The sequence below is a fragment of the Streptomyces sp. NPDC017890 genome, from assembly GCF_044328675.1.
Taxonomy (GTDB): domain Bacteria; phylum Actinomycetota; class Actinomycetes; order Streptomycetales; family Streptomycetaceae; genus Streptomyces.
The window spans coordinates 177,905-197,610 of sequence record NZ_JBIRHU010000018.1 but is presented as its reverse complement, the minus strand read 5'-3'; the positions used below and the strand labels follow the sequence as shown (position 1 = coordinate 197,610).

The window sequence follows — 19,706 nt, the reverse complement described above, 5'->3', positions numbered from 1 at the left end:
GTGCGCCCGTTGGCGGGGGCGAAGGGGGGGCGTTTTTAAACTCGGTCGCGCCCCGCGGTGACATGGCCCACCGCGGGGGGGGTTTGGGGGGGCCACCCCACCCCCCCCCTCGATCTGTGCCACGTCTGGGCCCGAGACCGTGGCGCCGCGCCCGTGGACGACGGGACGCCGGCGACCGCCGGACGCGACGCCCCTCACGCCCCTCCACCACCACGGCTCGCCGGTCCGGCCGAGCACCAGGCCGACGTCCTAGGTGAGGAAGTGCAGCAGTTCGGTGGTGACGAACGTCGGGTTCTCTTCCACGAGCCAGTGGCCGGCTCCGGGAACGTCCGTGGCCCGCACGATGTCGGTCATCCGTGGAGCGACGGTGGCTCTCACGGCGTCGAGCTGGCCCTGGGCGGTCATGAGGAGCGTGGGGGCGCGTACCGGTGCGGCGGCAATGGTGTCGCGGACGTCCTTGTCGAGGGCTCGGTAGAGGTCGAAGCCGCCTGACAGGACGCTGGGCCGGCTGTAGGTGCGGGCGTACTCGTCGATCTGGGCGTCGGTGAACGGTGACCGGGTGGAGGTGCCGCCGAACGCCGTTCCGTTGTAGGCGACCTGCTGGTAGAACAGGGCGAGGTAGTCACGGACATCGTCGCCGACGACCGTCTCGGGGACACGGCGCTGGCTGTGGAAGGCGATGTGCCAGCTCAGTGAGCGGTAGGTGGCGGCGTCGATGGCCGGGCCGGGCAGCGGCAGGTCGAGGTAGGCGAGGCGCTCGGTGTCGGCAGGGAACTGGGAAGCGTACTGGAAGGCGACGGCGGCTCCGAGGTCGTGGCCCACGACCTGGGCGTTTCGGATTCCGAGCTCTTCGGCGACGAGACCGTGGACGTAGCGGGCCAGGGTCGCCTTGTCGTAGCCGGTCGGTGATCCGGTGCTGTCTCCGAGGCCTGGCAGGTCGAGGGCGTAGACGGTGTGGTGCTCGGCCAGCTCGGGCATGACGGGCCACCAGCTGTACCAGGTCTGCGGCCAGCCGTGCAGCAGGATGACGGGTGAGCCTGCGCCGCCCTTCACGTAGTGCATGCGTATGCCGTCGACGGTGGCGAACTCGTGCTGGAAGGCGCCGGTGAACGCCGGATCGGTACTGGTGACCGAGGCGTGAGCCGCGGGCGCGGGCGTGTCCTGTGGAGCGCAGGCGGCCGTACCGGCTGCCAAGAGGGTGGCGAGTGCCCAGGCCACCACCCTTCCGGTGAGGGACTGGGGTCGGCGCGGCAGGCGCCGTGTCACAGCGGTCATGAATTCCTGCCTGGAGAATGTGGGCGGGTCAGCGTCCGGTCGCGCCGTCGACGAGTTCGCGGAGGATGTCCGCGTGCCCCGCGTGGCGGCCGGTCTCCTCGATCATGTGGGTGAGCGCCCAGCGGAGGGTGGGGGCGGACTTGCCCGGCCGGGGCCCGGGCACCGAGGTTCCCAGGTCTGTACAACCGTCGAGCACCTCGTTCGCGCGTGCGACCGTCCGACGGTAGCGGGCGACGACGTCGGCCACGCTGTCCTCGGGGGCCGCGTGGAAGGTCGCCTGCCAGTCGGTGACCCGTTCGCCGAGGAACGTGGCGCTCTCGACGTGCGTGAGGTGGTGGAGCAGGCCGAGCAGGTTCGTTCCCGACGGCACCGCGGCCTTCCGGACCTGCGGCTCGGGGGCTCCTTCGACCTTCGCGGCTGCCGACGTCCGCAGATAGTCGAGGAATCCGCGCAGGACCTCCGCTTCCCCGGGCCCGGTGCGGGGCGGCGGGGTGTCGGTGTGACGGGATGTGCGGGGCATGGGGGTGATCCCTTCTGCGACCTCGGTCACGGGGCGGTCCGGCGGACGACCAGGATGTGGTCGGTCACGTCAGCGGTGAGTCCGTTCGGTCCGGTGGCGGACCTGGTGGCGGCGCGTGCCGTCTCGATCCGCCAGGACCGGGGGTCCAGATCCAGTCCGGCGGCGACCTCCAGAGGCGTGGGGTAGCGGACATCGGGGTCCTGGTTCCACGACCACGGGGCCGTCGAGCCGTGGTCCACCACTATCAGCCGCCCGCTCTGGCGCAGGGCGTGTGCGGCCGCCCGCAGCACGGTTGCACGGTCCAGGTCCAGAGGTGTGTGCAGGTAGTGGGCGTTGATCAGGTCGAACGTGCCGTCGGGGAGGGACCGGTGAAGATCGTGGGGGCACGCGGTGATCCGGCTGGACAACCCGTGCTCGGAGGCGAGGGACGTCAGGCGTTCGACTGTCACGGTCGAGACGTCGACGGCGGTGACCTGCCACCCTCGGCGGGCGAGCCACAGTGCGTCTCCGCCGGGGCCGCACCCCAGATCCAGGGCCTCACCGGGCTCCAGGCCCCGGACGGTTTCGGTGAGGCGTACGTTGGGGCCGGGATCGACCGGCATCGGCCGGGCGGCGTAGAGGCGGTCCCAGTACTCGGCCGCGTCGGTGGTGGTCATGCGGGTCTCCTTCAGCGGGAAGCGGGCAGGGCCTCAGTTTTTCCACGGCCGGCATCAGGTGGCACATCGTCTTGCGGTTTCTGCAAGATGGGGTGGTGGAGAGCGAACTGAGCGAGGTACTGGACGCGGCCGGCCCGCGGCTGCGGAAGCTGCGCCGTGAGCGCGGCATGACCCTGGCGGACATCGCTGAGCTGACGGGCGTGTCGGAGAGCACGCTCTCCCGGCTGGAGAGCGGGCGACGCCGACCGAGTCTGGAACTCCTGTTGCCGCTGGCGCGTGCCTACGACGTGCCCCTGGACGATCTGGTCGGCGCGCCCAGGACAGGCGACCCACGGATCCACCTGAAGCCGGTGAATCGGTTCGGGATGGTTTTCATCCCCCTGTCCCGGCGGCCGGGCGGTATCCAGGCATTCAAGATGATCATTCCCGCTTCGGAATCCCGCCGCGAACCGACTCCGCAGACCCACGAGGGCTTCGAATGGCTCTATGTGCTCAACGGCCGCCTGCAACTGCTCCTCGGAGAACGGGATCTGACCCTGGGACCCGGGGAAGCGGCCGAGTTCGACTCCACGCTGCCGCACTGGCTCGGAAATGCCGGCACCGGCCCGGTCGAACTGCTGATCCTCTTCGGACCGTCGGGGGCCCGCACCCACCTGCGTGCGACTCCCGGCCCGCCGCCGGATCCCGCCCCGCGGTGACCGTCGACCGGACCGGGGCCGGTCCGGTGGCGTCGCGGACACTGCGGCGTGCCTGGGCACCCAGGCGGGATGCCCGATATATCACTGACGGGTGTCCTGTCCTTCCGCCGCCCCCGTGCCCTCGCACGGACCCGCATGACCGCACTCATCCTCTGCCACTTCGTGCTCGCGCTGTTCGCCGCACCGCTGGTGAGATGGTGCGGAACCCGCGCCTTCCTCGTGCTGGCCCTGCCGCCCGCGGCGGCGGCCGTCTGGGCGGCCACCCGGTGGAGCACGACGGCCGCGGGCGGCACCGACACCGTCGAGTGGGCCTGGCTGCCCGCCTACCACGTGGACTGGGCACTGCGACTGGACGCCCTCGCCGAACTCATGGTGCTCCTCGCCGCGGGAGTGGGCACCCTCGTCCTGGTCTACTGCGCCTCGTACTTCGACGACCGGTCGCGGCAACTGGGCAGGTTCGCCGGGAACCTCCTCGCCTTCGCCGGGGCGATGCTCGGCCTGGTCCTCGCCGACGACCTGGTCCTGCTCTACATCTTCTGGGAACTGACGACCGTCTTCTCCTACCTGCTGATCGGCCAGACCAGCGACCACAAGCGGAACCGGCGCAGCGCCCTGCAGGCCCTGACGGTCACCACGCTCGGCGGACTGACCATGCTCGTCGGTTTCCTGATCCTGGGTCACGAGGCGGGCACCTACCGGGTCTCGGCGATCCTCGCCGACCCGCCGCCCGCGTCGGCGGCGCTGTCCACGGCCATCGTGCTGATCCTCGTCGGGGCCCTCTCCAAGTCCGCGATCTGGCCGTTCAGCCTCTGGCTGCCCAACGCCATGGCCGCCCCCACTCCGGTCAGCGCCTACCTGCACGCCGCCGCGATGGTCAAGGCGGGTGTGTACCTCATCGCCCGGCTCGCTCCCGCGTTCGCGGAGGTCACGCCCTGGAGGCCGCTCCTGCTCGTCCTGGGCTCCGTGACGATGCTGCTGGGCGGCTGGCGGGCGCTGCGGCTGAACGACCTGAAACTCGTCCTCGCCCACGGCACCGTCAGCCAGCTCGGCTTCCTCACCGTCCTCACCGGCGCGGGCCGCCACGACACCGGCCTCGCCGCCACCGCCATGATCCTCGGCCACGCCCTGTTCAAGGCCCCGCTCTTCCTGGTCACCGGGATCATCGACCACGCCACCGGCACCCGCGACCTGCGCCGCCTCTCCGGGCTCGGGCGCCGGCTGCCCGCCGTGTGCGCGGTCGCCGTTGCCGCCGGACTGTCCATGGCCGCCGTACCGCCGCTGCTCGGCTTCACCGCCAAGGAGGCCGCCTTCCAGTCCCTCCTGGACGGGGACACCGCCGACCGCTGGGCGCTCGCCGCGACCGTCGTCGGCTCGGCCCTGACCACCGCCTACACCCTGCGCTACCTGTGGGGGGCCTTCGCCCGCAAGCCCGGTCTCCCGGACACGGACGCGCACGCCGTCCCGCCGGCCTTCCTCGCCCCGCCCGCCGTGCTGGCCCTGGCCTGCCTCGTCCTCGGACCCGGCGTGTCGTGGCTCCAGGGGCTCTTCGGCACCTACGCCGAGCAGTTTCCCCTACCCGCCCACCCGTACCACCTGGCGCTGTGGCACGGGGCGGGCCTCGCCCTCGGTCTGTCCTGCGCGGCCTGGGCGGGCGGGGTGCTGCTCTTCCTCGCCGCCGGCCCCGTCCAGCGGGCCGGCCAGGTCCTCGCCTGGCGCTCCGCCGACCGGAACTTCGGACGGCTGCTGCTCGCACTGGAACGCACCGCTCTGCAGTGCACCGGTTTCGTACAGCGCGGCTCGCTGTCGGTGTACCTCGTGACCACCATGAGCGTGGTCCTCGCCGGGCAGATCGCCGTCCTCGTCGCGGACGAGCCGTGGGCCTCGGTCCCCGCCCCGCGGCTGTGGGACCACCCGGCCCAGGCCGGTGTCGCGCTGCTGACCTGCGCCGCCGCCCTGCTGTGCCTGGGGGTGCGGCGGCGGATGAAGGCCGTCGTGCTCGCCGGGCTCACCGGATACGGCACCGCGCTGCTCTTCGTCGTACAGGGCGCGCCCGACCTCGCGCTGACCCAGTTCTGCGTGGAGACCGTCTCGATGCTCGTCTTCGTACTCGTGCTGCGCCGGATGCCGGTGTACTTCGAGGAGAACTACAGCCGGTGGCGGCGCGCACTGCGGATGCCGGTGGCGCTCGCGGGCGGCGCCGCCGTCGCCGTCGTCGTCTGGATCATGGCGGGGCACCGCCGGGCCGACAGTGCCGGAGCGGCGATGGTCGAGGAGACCGCGCACCACGGCCTGAAGGACGTCGTCGCGACGATCCTCGTCGACCTGCGGGCCTGGGACACGATGGGGGAGTCCGCGGTGCTCGCCGCCGCCGCGATCGGCGTCACCAGTCTTATTTACCTGCACCGCCGCACCGACGACGCCGAGCAGCCCGTACTGCCGCTGCCCGGGGACCACCCGCACGCCGGCCTGCGCACCGCCTGGCGGGCGACCCCGTACGAATCGGCGGGCCTGCCCAGCGGTGACGAGGGCGCGCCGGAACGGACCTGGCTCGCGGCCAGTTCCACCCTCGCCCCCGAGCGTCGCTCCCTCGTCCTGGAAGTGGTCGCCCGCCTCATCTTCCACCCCATCCTCGTCCTCTCCGTCTACCTGCTCATGTGCGCGGAGAACCTGCCGGGCGGCGGCTTCGTAGCGGGCCTGACCGCCGGCGTCGCCTTCATCGCCCGCTATCTCGCGGGCGGGCGGCACGAACTCGCCGACGCCGTGCCCTTCAAGGCGGGCCTCTTCACGGGCCTGGGCCTGTTCCTGTCCACCGGGGTCGCGCTGGGCGGCCTCGCCGAGGGCACCGTGCTGCACGGCTGGACCTGGCACGGCCACCTGCCCGTGTGGGGCGAAGCCCACCTGTCCACCGCCGTCCTCTTCGACTGCGGGGTGTACCTCCTCGTGCTCGGCGTGGTCCTGGACATCGTGCGGGCCCTCGGTGCCCGCATCGACCGGCAGATCGAACGGGCCGCCACCCAGCGCGCCCCGCGCCGAGAGGCGGGCCCCGTATGACCGTGAGCCTCTCCCTCCTGATGGCCGCCGCCGTCCTCAGTGCCGTCGGCGCCAGTCTGCTGCTGACCCGGTCGCTGACCCGGATCCTGCTCGGCGCGGTCGTCCTCGGCAACGGCGTCAACCTGCTGGTCCTCGCCTCCACGGGCAGCGCGGGAAACGCGCCGCTGCTCTACCCGCACGTCATCCGCAACCGGGTCACCGACCCGCTGCCCCAGGCCATCGCCCTCACCGCGATCGTCATCACCCTCGCCACCACCGCGTTCCTGCTCGCCATGGCCTACCGCAGCCACCAGGTCACCGGCTCCGACGAGATCAGCGACGACACCGAGGACCGGCTGGTCGCCCTGCGCGCCGAGTTCCTCGACCGGCGCGGCGAACTGAGGGACCGCTACCGCGAAGCCCGCGCCGAGCACGGCACCGACCCCGAACTGGGCGCCCGCTACCGCGCCGCACGCAAACGGCTGCGCCGCCGGGTCCGCGAGGAACGCGCCTACCAGGCCCGCGCCAACGACGTCTCCGGGAACCTGTGGAACGACATCCTCGGCGCCGACCCCGAGGACTACCGGGAAGGCCAGGAGCTGGGCTCCACCGATGCGACGGGCCGACCCGGCCCGGCACCGGCCCGCGTCGCCGGTCCCTCCAACGACCCCGAGGAGTCCGGCCGCGAACCCGACTCCCACCCCGGCGAGGACTCCGGCCACCCGCCGCCCGACCAGCCCGACGACCCCAAGGGCGCCGGCACGGAAGGAACCAGGTGAACGCGCTCGTCCCGCTCCCCGTCCTGCTGCCCCTGTGCGTCACGGGCCTGAAGCTGGCCATCGGCCCCCGGCTCCAGCGGTTCCAGCGCTTCATCACCCTCGCCGTGCTCGGCGCGGTCCTCGTGCTCTCCGTGTGCCTCATGGTGGCCGCCGACCGCCACGGCCCGCTCAGCGTGCACCTCGGCGACTTCGCTCCGCCGGTCGGCATCACCCTCGTCGCCGACCGGCTCGCCGGCCTGATGCTCACCGTGTCCAGCGCCGTCACCCTGCTCGTCAACCTGTACTCGCTGGGCCAGGGCATGGCCGACCGCGACGACCGGACGCCGGTCGGCGTCTTCCACCCCGCCTACCTCATCCTCGTGGCAGGCGTCTCCTGCACCTTCCTGGCCGGAGACCTCGTCAACCTCTACGTCGGCTTCGAGATCATGCTCGTCGCGAGCTTCGTCCTGCTCACCATCGGCGGCACCGCGACCCGTATCCGGGCCGGGTCGACGTACGTGATCATCTCGCTGTTCTCCTCGGTGCTGTTCCTGGTCGCGATCGCCATGACGTACTCGGTCGCGGGGACCGTGAACTTCGCCCAGCTCGCGGGGCGGCTGCAGGAAGTCCCGGTCGGAGTGCGCACCCTGCTGGAGGCCATGCTGCTGACGGTGTTCGCGATCAAGGCGGCGGTGTTTCCGCTCGCGGCCTGGCTGCCCGACTCCTACCCGACCGCGCCCGCACCGGTCACCGCGGTCTTCGCCGGTCTGCTGACCAAGGTCGGCGTGTACTCGATGCTGCGCACCCAGACCCTGCTCTTCCCCGGCCACCGCCTCGGCGACGTGCTGATGCTCGCCGCGCTCGCGTCCATGGTCATCGGCATCCTCGGCGCGGTCGCCCAGACCGACCTGAAGCGGGTGCTCTCCTTCACTCTCATCAGCCACATCGGCTACATGGTCTTCGGTATCGCGCTCGCCGGGCGCGGCTCGATCGCCGGTGCGATCGTGTACGTGGCCCACCACATCACCGTGCAGACCACCCTCTTCCTCGTCGCCGGGCTCATCGAGCGGCGGGGCGGCACCACGGAACTCACCCGCCTCGGTGGCCTGGCGAAGACGGCGCCGCTGCTCGCCGTGCTGTTCTTCGTGCCCGCGTTGAACCTCGCCGGTATTCCGCCGCTCTCCGGGTTCATCGGCAAGCTCGGCCTGATGCGGGCGGGCGTCGACAACGGCGGCGGCTGGGCCTGGGCGCTGGTCGCCGGATCCGCCGCCACCAGCCTGCTCACCCTCTACGTCATGGCGAAGGTCTGGAACCTGGCGTTCTGGCGCGACGCGCCGCCCGGGGCCGAGAGCGAGGGCAGGGTGCTGGAGTCCGCCGAGGAGGAGCCGGACGGCGACGAGGACGACGAGGACGCGGCGGCGACCGGCTCCGGGAGCGGCCTCCCGGTCCCGGCGGGTGCCGTGGTCTCCGCCGGTTTCCTCGGGCAGTCGATCACCACCACCAGACGGCTGCCCTGGCCGATGCTGGTGGCGACCGGCGCGGCCGTCTCCCTCGGCCTGCTCTACACCGTGCTCGGCGGCCCCCTCACCACCTTCACCGAGGCCGCCGCCACCGAACTCCTCGCCCGTACCCCCTACATCGAGGCGGTGCTCGGCCGATGAGCAACCTCTTCCGCGACCGTTCCCCCTACAGCTGGTCCTTCCGCGTCGGCAGCGGCAGACGCGTGCTCGACCTGCCGCTCATCGCCTGGCTCACGGTCATCTGGATCCTGCTGTGGGGCACCCCCTCCTGGGCCAACCTCGTCAACGGCGTCATCGTCGCGGTGTGCCTGTGCCTCGCCTTCCCGCTGCCCGCCGTGGACCTCGGCCTGCGGCTGCGTCCCCTGGGCATCCTGCGGCTCGGGGCTCACCTGCTGTACGACATGTACTCCTCCAGCGTCGAGGTCACCCGGCAGATCTTCGCCAAGGGCCCGTACCACGCCGCGGTCGTCGCCGTCCCGCTGCGAGTGCGCAGCGACCTCATGCTCACGGCCACCGCCGTCGCCGTCTCCAACGTCCCCGGCGGCTCGGTGATCGAGGTGCGCCGGTCGACGGCCACCGTGTTCCTGCACGTCCTCGACGGCGCCGACCCCGGCGAGATCGAGAGCGCCCGGCGGTCGGTGTGGCGCATGGAGGAACTCGTCGCCCGCGCCTTCGGCACCGCCGAGGACATCGCCCACGCCGCCCGGCCCGTACCCGAAGGGGACCCCTCGCCGTGACCACCCTGCACGCCGTCGAACGGGCCATGCTGGTCGCCTCACTCACGATGATCCTCGCAGCCGGCGCCCTGCTGCTGTACCGCATCTGGTACGGCCCCTCGATGCTGGACCGCGCGGTCGCCCTGGACGTGGCGGCGGCGCTCATCATCGCCGGCATCGCCGTCAAGGCCGCCCACGACGCCGACTCGTTCTACTTCCCCGTGATGCTCGTGCTCGCTTTCCTGGGCTTCACGGGCTCGGTGGGCATCGCCCGGTTCATCGCCGTACGCGACCGGCCCCATGTGCGGGCGGACGGCAAGGAGGATCACCGGTGAGTGCCTGGGCCGAGGCCGCCGACCTGATCGGGGCGACTCTGTTGTTCCTCGGCTGCCTGCAGTGCCTGCTCGGTGTGATCGGGATGCTTCGCTTTCCCGACGTGCTCTCCCGCAGCCACGCCGCCACCAAACCGCAGACCCTCGGGACTCTCCTCGTCCTCGCCGGGGTGGGCCTGCGGTTGCGCCACGGCACCGACCTGGGCACCCTCGCGCTCGTCGTCTTCTTCCAGTTCCTCACCAGCCCGGTCGCCTCCCACCTGGTGGCCCGCTCCGCCTACCGCACCGGCCAGACGGGGTCCCGGGGTCTGGTCCGGGACGACCTGGACCCGCAGTTGAGTGACGGGGAGCGGCCCGAGGAGTAGCTCCGCGGGCCCTGCCGGCCGGCCGGCGGTGTGGCGCCGCCGGCGCCCGGCCGGCCGCCGAGCCCTCAGACCACGCAGCCCACATGCGCCAGCGCCTGCTTCAGCAGCACCCCGTGCCCGCCCGGCATCTCGCTCTGCACCGCCGGTGACAGGGCCTCCCGCGGGCTGAACCAGACGAGGTCCAGCGCGTCCTGACGGGGCCGGCAGTCGCCGGTCACCGGGACGACGTAGGCGAGGGAGACCGCGTGCTGCCGGGGGTCGTGGTACGGCGTGACACCGTGCGTGGGGAAGTACTCGGCCACGGTGAACGGCTGGAGCGAGGACGGCACCCGGGGCAGCGCCACCGGACCGAGGTCCTTCTCCAGGTGACGCAGCAGGGCGTCCCGGACCCGCTCGTGGTGCAGTACCCGGCCGGAGACCAGCGTCCGGCTGACCGTTCCGTCGGGCCCGATGCGCAGGAGCAGGCCGACGCTGGTGACTTCGCCGCTGTCGTCCACGCGCACGGGCACGGCCTCGACGTACAGGATCGGCATGCGGGCGCGTGCCATCTCGAGGTCGTCGGTCGACAGCCAGCCCGGCGTGGTTTCGGTCATGTCAGACATCGCTTGATCATACTTTCAGCCGTTCCTGCTTCCCGGGCGGCGCTACGGGAGTGTGACACGTCCCACGCCGTTCAGCCGTCGTCCGCCGGGCCGCCGGGCAGGCGGTAGACCCGGCGGGCGTTGTCGCGCCCCGCCCAGCGGGCGATGCGCAGCGCGTCCGGGAGGGCCGGTTCGTCGGCGTCCACCCGCTCCTGCAGCAGCCCGGCCGGCCCCTGCCGGAAGGCCGGCGCCCCGAGGTGGTGGAACTCGGCCACCCCGTAGGCGTCGGAGCTGTACAGCAGCTTGCGGAACGGGGCGACCTCCAGCGCCTCCGCGAGGATCGCGCCCGTCCGCGCGGGGCCGACGTGGTGCAGGGTGAGACTCACGTCGAGGTACACCCGCTCGAAGACCTGGCGGCGCACGGCGAGACCGGCCGGGCTGTCGAAGGGGGAGACGCCGGGCCATGCCTCGCCCTCGCTGAGGAGGGACTCGAAGCCGCCCCGTTCCAGGCCGGTGGTGACGGCGCCGTCGCAGTGGTGGTCCACCAGTTCCAGCGCGGCAAGCCGCTCGTGGACCGGACCGGCGGCCATGTCAGTACTTCCAGCGGTAGGCCGCCGCCACCCGGTCGTCGTCCAGCCCGTCGACCGCGTCGATCTCCCCCCGGCGCACGGCGGTCACCGCGTCGGCCAGGACCGGCCCCAGCGCGGTCCGGAGCACGGCGTCCGCGCGGAACGCCTCGACCGACTCCGTGAGCGAGACCGGCAGCCGGTGCACACCCCGGGCCGCGGCCTCCACCGCGTCGAACCGGGCCGGATCGCCGGTGATCTCCTCGGCCAGGGACGCGGACGAGCCGAGCCCGTCCAGCCCGGCGGCGATCACCGAGGCGAGGGCGAGACAGGGGTTCGCGGCCAGGTCGACCGGCTTCACCTCCAGGTTCGCCGCCCGGTCGCGCACCCCGGCGGTGCCGGTGACGATCCGCAGCGCGGCCTCGCGGGTCTCCCGGCCCCAGGCGGTGAACACCCCCGCCCACTGCGAGGGGCGCAGCCGCAGATGGCTGGCCGGGCTCGGCGCGGTCATCGCCGTGAGCCCCGGAAGGTGGCCCAGCACCCCTGCCACGAAGGACTCGGCCTCGGCGGTCATGCCGTACCGGCCGGCACCGCCGGCGTGCAGGTTCCGCCCGCCGCGCCAGGCGGAGAGGTGGATGTGCCCGCCGTTGCCGACGCCCCGCCCCAGGATCGCGGGGGCGAAGGAGACCCGCAGGCCGTGCCGCCGGGTCACGGCCCGGATCGTCTGCCGCACCAGCACGCTGCGGTCGGCCGCCGCCACCGGGTCGAGCGCGCCCACCGAGATCTCGAACTGCCCCGCCGCGTACTCGGGATGGAACTGGTCCACCTCCACGCCCTGGGCCGCGAGCGCCGCCAGCAGGTCGGCGGCGCAGTCGCTCAGCCCGACCTGCCGGGTGGCGCCGTACGCCGGGCCGGACACCGCCGGGACGAAGGCGTCGTCGGCCACGTCGCCCCGGCCCACGGCCCACTCGATCTCGATGGCGGCCCTGAACGTGACGCCGTACCGCTCGGCGGCCCGCGTCACGGTCCGGCGCAGGACGGTGCGCCCGCACGCCGGGTGTGGTTCGCCCTCCTGCGTGATCCGGTCGACGGGCGCCCACGCCCAGCCGGGCTGCGCCGCCAGTACGGCCGGCCGGTCGAGGTCGGGGTAGAGGCGCAGGTCGCCGTCGGGGGAGCCGAGGACGTCCGTGGTGACGATCGTGTCGTCCGCGAGGAACGTGTCGAACACCGGTGACATGCCGACGCCCCAGGCCGTGGCCGAGGCGAGCTTCGCGGTGGGCACGGTCTTCACCCTGCCGATCCCCGCCGTGTCGACGTACGCCAGTACGACGCCGTGCACGCCCTGCCCGGACAGGTCACGGCTCAGCGCGGTGGCCCGCTCGACCTCACCTGGGCGCCCGCCGGGGACGGGGTCGTCCTCGCTCACGTCTCGGCTCCTTCGCGCGCTGTCCGTCGTGCACCATTGTGCCGCCCGATGATCACGCTGTCCGGCTTTCGCCCGAGGTGCGTGTGCCGGGTGGAGCGCGGGGAGCCTGTCGGCCGGTCCCTCTTCCGCGGTGTCAGCCCAGGCCGGTGGGTTGCGGGGACGGGGTTCTGGCGTCCAGGACGGGTTGGAGGCGCTCGGTGCCCTGTCGCGCCCCCGCGAGCAGGGCCCTGTCCCTACCGCCGGAAGGGGGGCGGGGACAGGGCCCGTGCCTCGGGGCTGTGCGCCGCGGCGCTACATGTAGTAGCCGAACAGGTCGGCGATCACGTGCACACTGCCGGCGTTCGGACGGAAGTCGATCTTTCCGTTGACGACCGGTACGGTCACCAGATTGGCCACGGTCTGCCCCTTGATCCAGTTGACGCTGGAGGCGTTGGGCAGCGCGGTCCCGTCGGGCCAGACCGTCAGGAAGCCGCTGGACGTCGGAGCGGTGACGGTGACGTTGAGGACCACGGCCTTGGCCTTGGCCAGAGTGTGGCCGTCGTTGACGTTCAGCACGAGCGTGGCGCCGCCGGGCACTGGGGTGTTGCGGGCGGTGCCGAGGGCGTAGCGGGTGTCGAGCAGTCTGCTCGGGCCCGCGGTGTGGAAGGACGAGCCCGTGGTGTCGGCCGTGAAGTAGCCGGCGACGTCCGCGACGAAGTGGACGGTGCCGTAACCGGCGTTGAACAGGTTGACCTTGCCGTCGGTGCCGACGGGCAGCACGACCATGTTCGGACGGGTCTGCCCCTTGAGCCAGTTGATGTTCGACGACTCCGTGCGGGTAGCGCCGTTCGGGTAGGCGATCAGGTGACCGGTGGAGGCCGGTGCGGTGGCGGTGACGTTGAGGACCACGGCGGTGGCCCCCGTGGCCGGCACGCCGCCGGCGCCCGCGACCTTCAGGGAGACGGTGCCCCTGCCCGCGACGGGCGTCCTGGTGGACACGCCGATGGCGTTACGGGTGTCGAGGACGCGGGACGGTCCCTTGGGCAGGTAGGTGCCGCCGCCTGCTTCGGTGGAGTAGTAGCCGGCGACGTCCGCGACGAAGTGGACGGTGCCGCTGGAGGAGTTGAACAGGTTGACCGAGCCGTCCTTGCCGACGGGGACGGTCACCAGGTTCGGGATGATCTCGCCCTTGAGCCAGTTCATGTTCGACGACGCGGGGCGCGTGGCGCCGCTCGGGTAGGCGATGAGGTGGCCGGTCGCGGTGGGCGAGACGGCGGTGACGTTGACGACGACCGCGGTGACACCGGTGGCCGGGACGCCGCCGGCACCGGTCACCTTCAGCTTGACCGTGCCGTTCGCGGCGACCGGGGAGGTGCCGGCGCGGCCGAGGCCGTAGCGGGTGTCCAGGACACGGGTCGGGGCCAGCGCGTTGAACGTACTGGCCGCGGAGCGCGGGACGGCGGCGCACAGGCCCCTGACGATCTCGCGGCCGTTGGGCGTGCCGAGCCCGGTGGCGAGGTCGTAGCCGGTACCGGCCACGTACTGTCCGCTGCGGTTGCCGGACTCGGTCAGGTTGTTGTTGCCGGTGGTGACGTCTCGGAACGCGGCGGCCGGCAGCCGGTACAGCGCGTTGTGCGCGTGGCCGACGGTGCCGTTGGCCTGGCAGGCGAGGTCCTGGTCGGCCTGCGCCATCAGCGCGGCCCACACCGGAGCGGCGCCGCTGGTGCCGCCGATGATGTGCCAGTACTGCGCGCCGGTGCTGGTGCGGCCGAAGGCGACCGGGTAGCCGGTGGCCGGGTCGCCGACCGCGGATACGTCCGGAACCTGACGGCAGGTCTCGCCCGAGCCGGCGGCGCAGACGTTGGCGTAGCCGGCACCCGTGCGGTTCTGGAAGCTGCCGGAGGCGAGCTTGGCGCGCTGGGAGACGCCGCCGCCCGAGCCGGTCCAGGTGGTCTGGCCGGTGACGGCACCGCGCATGGTGGTGCCGCCGACCCCGAGGACGTACGGCGAGCCGGCCGGCCAGTCGGTGACCAGCCGGTCGGCGTTGGGCGCGTCGTAGTACGGGTTGTAGCAGCCCGTGGAGCCGCTGTCGCCGGAGGCGGCGACGACGGTCTGGCCCTGCGCGGCGGCCTGCTGGTACAGCAGGTTCTCGGCGTCCATCACCTCGGTGGGCGCGTTCGCCTCGCACAGGCCCCAGCTGATCGAGACGACCTTGGCGCGGTTGTCGGTGACGATCCGGCGCAGGACGGCCGTGGCGTCGTCCCAGGTGTTCTCGCCCTGATAGACGAGGACCTTGGCCTGCGGGACGAGACCGATGATGGTCTCCACGTCCAGGGCGGTCTCCAGGCCGACACCGGTGTCGATGCCGGACGGCTCGGAGGGACCGCCGTTGACCCGCACGGAGCTGACCGAGGCCTTGGTGCCGTGGCAGGCCTGGTAACTGTTGATGTCGCGCAGGTCGTAGTTCTCCAGCGAGTAGACGGCGACGGTGGTGCCTGTCTGCACGTTGGGCTGGTCCGCCATGTTGTACGCGGCCGCCAGCGACCGGGCGCTCCAGTAGTCCTGCTTGTCGTACGCGGCCGGGTAGCCGTCCGAGGCGGTCCCGTACAGGTTCTTGATGTCGGCGCACATCGTGCCGGTGGTGCCGGTCAGCCGGGGCTGACGAGCGTCGCCCCCTGCCGTCTGCAGCCGGGCCGGGCCTCTGGCGCCGGAGTTGCGCGGTACGTAGCCCGCGAGCGTGCTCAGGCCGACCACCGCCCGGACGTCACCGGCGATCTCGCCGGCGAACTGCGGGGCGCGGGTGTTGGTGAACCCCGTCCCGCCGTCCTTGAGCCGGTAGCCGTCGAAGTCGGTCGCGAAGGCCTCGGCGGCCTTGCCGACCGTCGCGTGCACGGGCAGCGTGAGCCCGTCGGGCTCCAGCGTGCCGACCTCGAGCCCTCGGGCCGCGAGCTCCGCGCGGACCTGTGCGACAGTCTGCGGCGACGCGCCGAAGCGGCCCGCGAACTCGCCCGTGCCGAGGTACTTGCGGTAGTTCGGGGATCCAGGGTCGGACACCTCGGTGAGGAAACGGTTCAGCGCCGCCGGGTCGCGCGGCTCCAGGACCACGCTGAGATCGAGCGCCTGCCCCGCCGCCGGGTCCGCCGCGCGTACCGCTCCCCCCGGGATCTTCGGAGCGCCGCCGACCCGCTGCGGGGGTGGATCGTCCGCCGCGCCGGCGTACGACATCGGCGCCATGGTGACGGTCATCGCCAGGGCGGCCGCGGTCGCCGCCCCCCATCCGAACGCCTTCTCGCGGGCGGTTCTGCCCATGCACACTCCCTCTTCGTCGGTCCCCGCCGCCCGTGTGCGAGGAGGCAGGTGAGACCGCGGAAGGGTGCGCCGGTGCGAACACGGGCATAAGCGTGAAGAGTCGCGTGCAGAAGGTCCGGCATGACCGGACCGCGAAAAATCCCCCCCGGCGGTGTCACCGCTCCCACACGGTGGACGACGGCCAGAATCGAATCTCTATCAGGCTCAAGATCGGCTCGCCAGGACGGGGGGCGGACGTGATCATTTCGTGACCATGACAAGTTGGTCTGTCTGTGGTCAAAGGTGCCGTGCTGACGGGGCGAGGCGGGCGCCGGTCATGTGGCGTGTGCTCGTGCGGGTGCCCCGGGGCGCGGCGCTGCTCTGCCGGCGGGTGCGGCGCCCGCGGGTGCGCCGCGGTCGTCGGGGGCGGGCCCCGCGGTGTGTGGGTTCAGCCGGCGCGGTCGAGGGTGTCCCGGGCGATGTCCTCGTCCACCGAGGCGCGCACCAGTGCCGCCGCGAGGACGGCCGGTTCCGTCGTCCCCGCGAGGTCGAGGAGCCGGTCCGGGTCCCCCGGCAGGCCGAGGCGTTCCGCGCCCTGCAGTGCCTTGTGGTCCAGGTAGGGAGTCACCTGAGGCCAGACACGCTGGACCTCGCGCAGGAAGATGTCCGCGCCGGTAGGTCCCACCCCGGGGAACTCCTGGAGCAGCCGCCGCACTTCGCGCACCTCGCCGTCCGCCTCCTCGCGCAGCCGGCGCAGGTCCCCGCCCCAGCGCCCGGTCAGCAGCTCGGCGGCGTCGCCGAGCTGGGTGGCGGTTCGCTCGTCGTAGCGCCGGTAGCCGCCCCGGCCCAGCGCGTCCACCCGCTCCTGCCAGTCGGCGCCGGCCATCCGGCGCGGGTCGCGCAGCCCGGCCTCGTGCAGGGCACGGGCGGTGGCCACGGCGACGGAGCCGCGGATGCGGGCACTGAGCAGATGGGTGAGGACCAGTAGCCGGTACAGCGGCTGCGGGGTGTCCCGCAGCCGGATACCCGCCTCCTCGGCGTACGTCTGCCCGTGCGCGCCGACGAGTTCGCGTACGACGCGCCGCTGGTCACGGCCCACGGTTACGGTTTCAACGGGTCGTGGCCGACCGTCATCAGCCGGTGCCTGAGCCGGGTGTCCTCGGCCTGGGGCTCGTTCTCCAGGTCGGCCTGCGACGTCACGATGTCCACGACCTTGCGCATCGCCCGCAGGTCGTCCTCCGTCAGGTCCGTGCGCCGCTTCTGCAGGATCGCGAGGACGTGCTGACCGAGCGGCGAGCCGGCGTCGTCCGGCACCGGCTCGGTCAGCTCACCGGAGTCGCGCACCCGGAGCCAGTCCGCGAGTTCCGCGGAGGTCATGTTCACGACGCGGTGGAAGTCCTCCCAGAGCGCGTCGAGTTCGAGAGCGTCGGCCATGAGGGTGCCCCTCTTTTCGTCGTGCGTATGTGCGTACTCTCCTGCGCGGTCGTACGGAGCGGAGCGACACGCTTACCCTCGCCCGGTCCCTTTCCGCACGCCCGGTGTTCGCGTTCAGGGCTCGGGGTCCCGCCGGGCCGGTCCGGCCGTGCCCACCGGGAGGAACAGTCCGGGGCCCGCATCGGCACGGGCGGCGCGGCGCAACCACTCCATGAGGGCGCGGGTGCCCATGGGGCGCCAGGGACAAACGCCCCGGCTGGGGCGTCAGGGACGAACCTTCCCGCCGGGGCGCCAGGCACGAACGTCCCGGCTGGGGAAGCAGGGTCGAACGTCCCGGCTGGGGGAGCAGGATCGAACGCCCCCGCCGGGGCGCCGGCCCGCTGAACGCCCCCGGCCGTTCAGCGGGCGAGCACGCCGTCCAGGAAGCGGGTGACGTCGGCGAACACCTCCGCGCGGTTCGTCTCGTTGAAGATCTCGTGCCGGGCTCCCGGGTAGACCCGCTCGGTCAGGTCACCGCCGCTGAGCTGTTCGACGCCGACGCGGCTGCCGGGCAGCGGCACCAGCCGGTCGTCGTCGCCGTGCGCCCACAGCAGCGGGAGCCGGCCGACGTCACCACCCTTGGCCACGGTCTCCAGGGTCCGTACGAACGCCTCCAGCGTCGGCCGCTTCATCGGGCCGTGCCATACCAGCGGGTCCGCAGCGTACGCCGCGCCGACCGCCGGGTCCCGGGAGAGCGAGGCCGGGCTGATCGGGGTGTCGGGGATCTCGTCCAGGGCGAGGAGCCGGCGCGGCAGCTCCCAGTCGCCGATGACCGGTCCGGACAGCACCAGCGCGGTCAGCTCGCCGGGGTGGCGCTGGGCGTAGCGGGAGGCGATCAGGCCGCCCATGGAGTGCCCCACCATGACGACCGGAAGGCCCGGGTGTGCCGTGCGGGCCCGCCCGGCCACGGCGTGCACATCGGTGACCACGTCCTCGAAGTCCTCGATCAGCACCCGTTCGCCGTCCGACCGTCCGTGTCCGGCGTGGTCGACGCCGTACACGGCCGCACCGTGCTCCGTCAGGACGCCGGCCACCTCTTCGTATCGGCCGATGTGCTCCCCGTAGCCGTGTACCAGCAGTGCCATGTACGTGGGCCGCTCGGCGGGCCACTCGCGGGTGGTGAGCCGTCCCCGGGTCCCGGTCAGGACGTGTTCGCGGGCCTCGGCCATGTCTCCTCCAGCTGCGTCGGTGAAGGTCACCGGAGGATCTTCCCAGGGAGCCGTCCGGAGGTCTATAGTCCAAAACTAGCAGTGCTAATTAAGTGTTCGCTCGCCGCCCGGCGACCGAGTGACGGTCAGGAGTTCCCCTCGTGCGTCCCGTCCACTTCGCGGCCGCCCGCCGCACCCCGATCGGCAAGCTGCGCGGCGCCCTGTCCACCGTGCGGCCCGACGACCTCGCCGCCGCCGTGATCCGGGGCCTGGTCGCCGACGTGCCCGCGCTCGACCCGGCCCGCGTCGACGACGTCTACTGGGGCGCCGCGAACCAGGCGGGCGAGGACAACCGCAACGTCGCCCGCATGGCCGCCCTGCTCGCCGGCCTGCCCGAGTCCGTGCCCGGCGCCACGGTGAACCGGCTGTGCGCCTCCGGCCTGGAGGCCGTGACCACCGCCGCCCGCACCATCGCCGCCGGCGAGGCCGACATCGTGCTCGCGGGCGGCTCGGAGTCGATGAGCCGCGCCCCCTTCGTGCTGCCCCGCCCCGACGAGGCCCTGCCGCACCGCATCGAGACCGCCGACACCAGGCTCGGCTGGCGCCTGGTCAACCCGGCGATGAAGGACCTGCACGGCCTGCTGGCCATGGGGGAGACCGCCGAGGAGGTCGCCGAGCGGTACGGCGTCTCGCGCGAACGCCAGGACGAGTTCGCCCTGCGCAGCCACCGCCTGGCCGCCGAGGCCCGAAGATGCGGCCACTTCGACGACGAACTGCTCCCCGTCGCGCGCCCCGACGGCGTGGTCGTCGACACCGACGAGTGCGTCCGCGAGGACACCTCCGTCGAGAAGCTCGCCCGCCTGAAGCCGGTCTTCCGCCCCGGCGGCACGGTCACCGCGGGCAACGCCTCCCCGATGAACGACGGCGCCGCCGGCCTCCTCCTGGTCAGCGAGGAGGCCTTGAACGACCTGGGCCTGGAGTCCCTCGGCCGCTATGTCGCCGGCGGCTCGGCCGGCGTCCACCCGGACGTCATGGGCATCGGCCCGGTCCCCGCCACCCGCAAGGTCCTCGCCCGCGCCGGATGGAGCGTCGACGACCTCGCGGAGGCCGAGTTCAACGAGGCGTTCGCGGCCCAGGCCCTCGCCTGTGTGGACCAGCTCGGCATCGACCCCGGCCTGGTCAACCCCTACGGCGGCGCCATCGCGCTCGGCCACCCGCTCGGCTGCTCAGGCGCCCGCATCCTCACCACCCTGCTCCACCGCATGCGGCGCACCGGAGCTGCCCGCGGACTCGCCACCATGTGCGTCGGCGTGGGGCAGGGCAGCGCGGTGCTCGTCGAACGGCACTAGGGGCCGGCCGGCCGTAGACCACCACC

Annotated in this window: 18 protein-coding genes; 8 read left to right on the top strand and 10 right to left on the bottom strand. The window is 72.7% G+C overall.

Features of this window, described 5'->3' with window-relative positions; translation table 11 throughout:
• Nucleotides 1–249: 249 nt before the first annotated feature.
• Genes ACH4F2_RS24300 through ACH4F2_RS24290 form a run of 3 tightly spaced genes read right to left on the bottom strand, consistent with a single transcriptional unit; the run spans nt 250 to nt 2,451 of the window.
• Nucleotides 250–1,275 (bottom strand): alpha/beta fold hydrolase, encoded by a 1,026-nt coding sequence (locus tag ACH4F2_RS24300; protein WP_398134833.1) that lies wholly within the window; start codon nt 1,273–1,275, stop codon nt 250–252.
• A 28-nt stretch (nt 1,276–1,303) separates the two neighbouring features.
• Nucleotides 1,304–1,795 carry a DinB family protein gene (locus ACH4F2_RS24295; protein ID WP_398134832.1) on the bottom strand — a complete coding sequence of 164 codons (492 nt, stop codon included), beginning with the start codon at nt 1,793–1,795 and terminating at the stop codon, nt 1,304–1,306.
• A 26-nt stretch (nt 1,796–1,821) separates the two neighbouring features.
• The gene (locus ACH4F2_RS24290) at nt 1,822–2,451 is read right to left on the bottom strand and encodes a class I SAM-dependent methyltransferase (RefSeq protein ID WP_398134831.1); all 630 of its coding nucleotides are present in this window, start codon (nt 2,449–2,451) and stop codon (nt 1,822–1,824) included.
• A 107-nt stretch (nt 2,452–2,558) separates the two neighbouring features.
• Here ACH4F2_RS24290 and ACH4F2_RS24285 point away from each other — a divergent pair, with 107 nt between their 5' ends.
• The 7 genes from ACH4F2_RS24285 (at nt 2,559) to mnhG (ending at nt 9,870) form a co-directional block, all read left to right on the top strand.
• Entirely contained in the window at nt 2,559–3,149 is a 591-nt protein-coding gene (locus tag ACH4F2_RS24285; RefSeq protein ID WP_398134841.1) for a helix-turn-helix domain-containing protein, read from the top strand.
• Nucleotides 3,150–3,284: 135 nt separating this feature from the next.
• Nucleotides 3,285–6,200, top strand: a complete 2,916-nt coding sequence (locus ACH4F2_RS24280; protein WP_398134830.1) for a Na+/H+ antiporter subunit A — start codon at nt 3,285–3,287, stop codon at nt 6,198–6,200.
• On the top strand, nt 6,197–6,958 hold the full coding sequence (locus ACH4F2_RS24275) for a Na(+)/H(+) antiporter subunit C (protein ID WP_398134829.1): 762 nt from the start codon (nt 6,197–6,199) through the stop codon (nt 6,956–6,958). The genes ACH4F2_RS24280 and ACH4F2_RS24275 overlap by 4 nt, the downstream gene beginning before the upstream one ends.
• Complete coding sequence (locus tag ACH4F2_RS24270) at nt 6,955–8,598, top strand: Na+/H+ antiporter subunit D (protein ID WP_398134828.1); 1,644 nt, start codon at nt 6,955–6,957, stop codon at nt 8,596–8,598. The genes ACH4F2_RS24275 and ACH4F2_RS24270 overlap by 4 nt, the downstream gene beginning before the upstream one ends.
• Nucleotides 8,595–9,194 (top strand): Na+/H+ antiporter subunit E, encoded by a 600-nt coding sequence (locus ACH4F2_RS24265; RefSeq protein ID WP_398134827.1) that lies wholly within the window; start codon nt 8,595–8,597, stop codon nt 9,192–9,194. Before ACH4F2_RS24270 ends, ACH4F2_RS24265 begins: the two co-directional genes overlap by 4 nt.
• Nucleotides 9,191–9,508, top strand: a complete 318-nt coding sequence (locus tag ACH4F2_RS24260; RefSeq protein WP_398134826.1) for a monovalent cation/H+ antiporter complex subunit F — start codon at nt 9,191–9,193, stop codon at nt 9,506–9,508. Before ACH4F2_RS24265 ends, ACH4F2_RS24260 begins: the two co-directional genes overlap by 4 nt.
• Nucleotides 9,505–9,870 carry a monovalent cation/H(+) antiporter subunit G gene (gene mnhG, locus ACH4F2_RS24255; protein WP_398134825.1) on the top strand — a complete coding sequence of 122 codons (366 nt, stop codon included), beginning with the start codon at nt 9,505–9,507 and terminating at the stop codon, nt 9,868–9,870. The genes ACH4F2_RS24260 and mnhG overlap by 4 nt, the downstream gene beginning before the upstream one ends.
• Before the next feature lie 65 nt (nt 9,871–9,935).
• On the opposite strand, the gene ACH4F2_RS24250 is transcribed toward mnhG, so the two are convergent.
• The 7 genes from ACH4F2_RS24250 to ACH4F2_RS24220 all read right to left on the bottom strand — a co-directional run bounded on the left by ACH4F2_RS24250 (nt 9,936) and on the right by ACH4F2_RS24220 (nt 18,352).
• The gene (locus tag ACH4F2_RS24250) at nt 9,936–10,463 is read right to left on the bottom strand and encodes an NUDIX hydrolase family protein (protein ID WP_398134840.1); all 528 of its coding nucleotides are present in this window, start codon (nt 10,461–10,463) and stop codon (nt 9,936–9,938) included.
• Nucleotides 10,464–10,543: 80 nt separating this feature from the next.
• Nucleotides 10,544–11,041 carry an amidohydrolase family protein gene (locus ACH4F2_RS24245; RefSeq protein WP_398134824.1) on the bottom strand — a complete coding sequence of 166 codons (498 nt, stop codon included), beginning with the start codon at nt 11,039–11,041 and terminating at the stop codon, nt 10,544–10,546.
• Nucleotide 11,042: 1 nt separating this feature from the next.
• Nucleotides 11,043–12,443, bottom strand: a complete 1,401-nt coding sequence (locus ACH4F2_RS24240) for a glutamine synthetase (protein WP_398134823.1) — start codon at nt 12,441–12,443, stop codon at nt 11,043–11,045.
• Nucleotides 12,444–12,734: 291 nt separating this feature from the next.
• A complete protein-coding gene (locus ACH4F2_RS24235; RefSeq protein WP_398134822.1) occupies nt 12,735–15,731 on the bottom strand; it encodes a protease pro-enzyme activation domain-containing protein in 2,997 nt (998 codons plus the stop codon).
• A gap of 427 nt (nt 15,732–16,158) precedes the next feature.
• A complete protein-coding gene (locus ACH4F2_RS24230) occupies nt 16,159–16,809 on the bottom strand; it encodes an endonuclease (RefSeq protein WP_398134821.1) in 651 nt (216 codons plus the stop codon).
• Between the two features lie 2 nt (nt 16,810–16,811).
• Nucleotides 16,812–17,144 carry a DUF3140 domain-containing protein gene (locus ACH4F2_RS24225; protein ID WP_398134820.1) on the bottom strand — a complete coding sequence of 111 codons (333 nt, stop codon included), beginning with the start codon at nt 17,142–17,144 and terminating at the stop codon, nt 16,812–16,814.
• A gap of 398 nt (nt 17,145–17,542) precedes the next feature.
• Nucleotides 17,543–18,352 carry a lysophospholipase gene (locus ACH4F2_RS24220; RefSeq protein ID WP_398134839.1) on the bottom strand — a complete coding sequence of 270 codons (810 nt, stop codon included), beginning with the start codon at nt 18,350–18,352 and terminating at the stop codon, nt 17,543–17,545.
• Between the two features lie 140 nt (nt 18,353–18,492).
• On the opposite strand from ACH4F2_RS24220, the gene ACH4F2_RS24215 reads away from it, so the two are divergent.
• The gene (locus tag ACH4F2_RS24215; protein ID WP_398134819.1) at nt 18,493–19,680 is read left to right on the top strand and encodes a thiolase family protein; all 1,188 of its coding nucleotides are present in this window, start codon (nt 18,493–18,495) and stop codon (nt 19,678–19,680) included.
• The last annotated feature ends 26 nt before the right edge of the window (nt 19,681–19,706 follow it).

Coding starts and splice junctions, on each gene's coding strand:
- ACH4F2_RS24300 (WP_398134833.1), bottom strand. CDS start 1,275: ATGACCGCTGTGACACGGCGCCTGCCGCGCCGACCCCAGTCCCTCACC.
- ACH4F2_RS24295 (WP_398134832.1), bottom strand. CDS start 1,795: ATGCCCCGCACATCCCGTCACACCGACACCCCGCCGCCCCGCACCGGG.
- ACH4F2_RS24290 (WP_398134831.1), bottom strand. CDS start 2,451: ATGACCACCACCGACGCGGCCGAGTACTGGGACCGCCTCTACGCCGCC.
- ACH4F2_RS24280 (WP_398134830.1), top strand. CDS start 3,285: ATGACCGCACTCATCCTCTGCCACTTCGTGCTCGCGCTGTTCGCCGCA.
- ACH4F2_RS24275 (WP_398134829.1), top strand. CDS start 6,197: ATGACCGTGAGCCTCTCCCTCCTGATGGCCGCCGCCGTCCTCAGTGCC.
- ACH4F2_RS24265 (WP_398134827.1), top strand. CDS start 8,595: ATGAGCAACCTCTTCCGCGACCGTTCCCCCTACAGCTGGTCCTTCCGC.
- ACH4F2_RS24250 (WP_398134840.1), bottom strand. CDS start 10,463: ATGACCGAAACCACGCCGGGCTGGCTGTCGACCGACGACCTCGAGATG.
- ACH4F2_RS24245 (WP_398134824.1), bottom strand. CDS start 11,041: ATGGCCGCCGGTCCGGTCCACGAGCGGCTTGCCGCGCTGGAACTGGTG.
- ACH4F2_RS24235 (WP_398134822.1), bottom strand. CDS start 15,731: ATGGGCAGAACCGCCCGCGAGAAGGCGTTCGGATGGGGGGCGGCGACC.
- ACH4F2_RS24225 (WP_398134820.1), bottom strand. CDS start 17,144: ATGGCCGACGCTCTCGAACTCGACGCGCTCTGGGAGGACTTCCACCGC.
- ACH4F2_RS24220 (WP_398134839.1), bottom strand. CDS start 18,352: ATGGCCGAGGCCCGCGAACACGTCCTGACCGGGACCCGGGGACGGCTC.